This is a genomic window from Massilia phosphatilytica (assembly GCF_977014125.1).
Map to the genome: position 1 here is coordinate 1 of NZ_CDRNIL010000117.1, position 2,365 is coordinate 2,365.

Consider the following 2,365-nt stretch of genomic DNA (forward strand, 5'->3'; position numbering starts at 1 on the left):
CGGTGGCGGGCGGCCCGGCCATCGCGCCGTAGGCGCCGCCACCGCCTTCTGCTCCGCGACGCTCAGCTGTTTCGCGATGGGTGACATCACCGGGTTCTGGCGCTTGCCGGCCGGAAAATTACCGAGCTGCCCGACCAGATACGCCGGCGGCAAACCGGCCAGCCTCTGGAAAGCCAGCGGCAGGATCGCCCTCGCCATCGACGCCGTGGCAGGCGACGCAAGCGGTCGCCCCGCCCGCCGTGCCGTTCGGCGGTGATCACGCCGCTGATTCGCAGCCTGCTGGGCGACTGCCATCGCCGGCGAACTGGCGAGCAGCACGTAAGCCGCGAATCGCCACGTTCTGTGCGTTCCATGACTTCTTTTCATCACTGTCTCCTTGTTCTCGTTATCAAAAGCTGTGGTTCGATACCGAGAGCACGCGCTGGCCAGCCTTCAGCAGTGGCGCCTGCCTGGCGAGATAACTGCTCGGTTCGATACCAGAAACGAATTCCTCCTCAAGCGACGATGTGCCTCAGCACGAAAACGATGGCGAATCCCGCCAGCATGAACGCGACGGTCGCGACCAGCGAGCGCGGCGACAGGCGGGACAGGCCGCACACGCCGTGGCCGCTGGTGCATCCCGAGCCGTAACGGGTGCCGAGGCCGACCAGCAAGCCGGCCGCGATGAGCGTCCCGCCGCCCGCTTCGATGCGGGCCTCGGGCAGGGCCGCGACCAGGCCGTAGAACAGTCGGGGCGCCGACCAGTCCGGCCAGGAAGGCGACGCGCCAGGCGATATCGCCCCGCGCAGGCCGCAGGAGGCCGCCGAGGATGCCGCTGATGCCGGCGATCCGTCCGTTGAGCAGGACAAAGGCCAGGCGGCCACCCCGATCAGCAGGCCGCCGGCCAGTGCCGTCCAGGGCGTAAAGTGGGTCCAGTCAATCGTCATTGTCGTCTTCCTGCGGTTGGATGCAGTACAGCTGGTACAGGACCTGCATGACTGCCGTCGCTTCCTTGCTGGCGAGGCTGTAGTAAATCTGCTTGCCCTCGCGCCGTGTACTGACCAGCAGCTGTCCTCGCGCAGCACACCGAGTTGCTGCGAGAGCGTCGGCTGCTGGATGCCGAGCGTCGATTCAAGTCGCTGACGCAGAACTCACCCTGCGTCAGCTGGCACAGCAGCAATAAGCGGTCAGGATTGCCCAGTACCTTCAACAGTGCGCAGGCGCGCGCTGCCGCGGCCTGCATGTCCTGTAAATCGAACTTGTCGTGGTCGTGCGCCACGGTAGCCTCCTTCAAGATGAATCTATTTTAGTATATTATATGGACTTATAATTTATAATTCAATAGAATGATTTCATCACGGGCGCTTTAATGAAGGAGGGCATGATGGCAGGCAATCGCTTCGAAGACGCGGCAAGCGTGTGGGACGAACGTTATGGCACGTCGGAATTCGTTTCTGGTATCGAACCGAGCAGTTATCTCGCCAGGCAGGCGCCACTGCTGAAGGCTGGCCAGCGCGTGCTCTCGGTATCGAACCACAGCTTTTGATAACGAGAACAAGGAGACAGTGATGAAAGAAGTCATGGAACGCACAGAACGTGGCGATTCGCGGCTTACGTGCTGCTCGCCAGTTCGCCGGCGATGGCAGTCGCCCAGCAGGCTGCGAATGGCGGCGTGATCGCCGCCAACGGCACGGCGGGCGGGGCGACCGCTTGCGTCGCCTGCCACGGCGTCAATGGCGAGGGCAATCCTGCCGCTGGCTTTCCAAGGCTGGCCGGTTTGCCGCCGGCGTATCTGGTCGGGCAGCTCGGTAATTTTGCGGCCGGCAAGCGCCAGAACCCGGTGATGTCACCCATCGCGAAACAGCTGAGCGTCGCGGAGCAGAAGGCGGTGGCGGCCTACTGACGGCGCGATGGCCGGGCCGCCCGCCACCGGGAACCGAACGGCGATCGAAGCACACCGACATGGGCGCCTGGCTCTGCCGTGCGCGGACGATGGGAAGACAACCTGCCGGCGTGCCTGCAATGCCATGGCCCGGGAGGCGCTGGCGTCGGTCCGGCATTCCCCGCGCTCGCCGGACAGTCGAGTGCCTACATCGCCGCCCAACTGCATGCCTTCAAGGACGGGAGCCGGCCTGGCGGACCGCGACGATGCAGCAGCCGTCGCCGCCAAGTTGTCCATGCGGACATCAATGCGGTATCCAACCACTTCGGCGGCGCAGTCGCGCCGGCAAGCGTTCCAGCGAGGAGGCAATGAAAGTGCTTGTTCATTACTTCCAGGTGCTGGATCATCCACGTATTCTTGTTTTAACCTTAGGTGCTGGATCATCCAACGTACCTTCCGCTTTGAACCTTAGCAATACGTAACTGAACGAAGGGCTACACAACA

The 2,365-nt window shown here is 63.4% G+C and carries 3 protein-coding genes and 3 pseudogenes; 3 read left to right on the forward strand and 3 right to left on the reverse strand.

The annotated features are described in order from the left end of the window. Positions 1–118: 118 nt before the first annotated feature. The 3 pseudogenes from ACWNCF_RS04005 to ACWNCF_RS04015 all read right to left on the reverse strand — a co-directional run. Positions 119–193: pseudogene (locus ACWNCF_RS04005) on the reverse strand (hypothetical protein); the annotation flags it as partial. 301 nt (positions 194–494) lie between these two features. Beyond that, positions 495–926: pseudogene (locus tag ACWNCF_RS04010) on the reverse strand (YeeE/YedE family protein). Then, positions 916–1,222 (reverse strand): annotated as a pseudogene (locus ACWNCF_RS04015) (ArsR/SmtB family transcription factor). The pseudogenes ACWNCF_RS04010 and ACWNCF_RS04015 overlap by 11 nt, the downstream one beginning before the upstream one ends. A 126-nt stretch (positions 1,223–1,348) precedes the next feature. Here ACWNCF_RS04015 and ACWNCF_RS04020 point away from each other — a divergent pair. The 3 genes from ACWNCF_RS04020 to ACWNCF_RS04030 all read left to right on the forward strand — a co-directional run bounded on the left by ACWNCF_RS04020 (position 1,349) and on the right by ACWNCF_RS04030 (position 2,233). Further along, positions 1,349–1,525, forward strand: a complete 177-nt coding sequence (locus ACWNCF_RS04020) for a hypothetical protein (RefSeq protein WP_449406108.1) — start codon at positions 1,349–1,351, stop codon at positions 1,523–1,525. A 69-nt stretch (positions 1,526–1,594) separates the two neighbouring features. Then, positions 1,595–1,882 carry a c-type cytochrome gene (locus tag ACWNCF_RS04025; RefSeq protein ID WP_449406109.1) on the forward strand — a complete coding sequence of 96 codons (288 nt, stop codon included), beginning with the start codon at positions 1,595–1,597 and terminating at the stop codon, positions 1,880–1,882. Positions 1,883–1,960: 78 nt separating this feature from the next. Continuing rightward, positions 1,961–2,233, forward strand: coding sequence for a c-type cytochrome (locus ACWNCF_RS04030; RefSeq protein ID WP_449406110.1), 273 nt, complete (start codon positions 1,961–1,963; stop codon positions 2,231–2,233). Positions 2,234–2,365 lie beyond the last annotated feature (132 nt).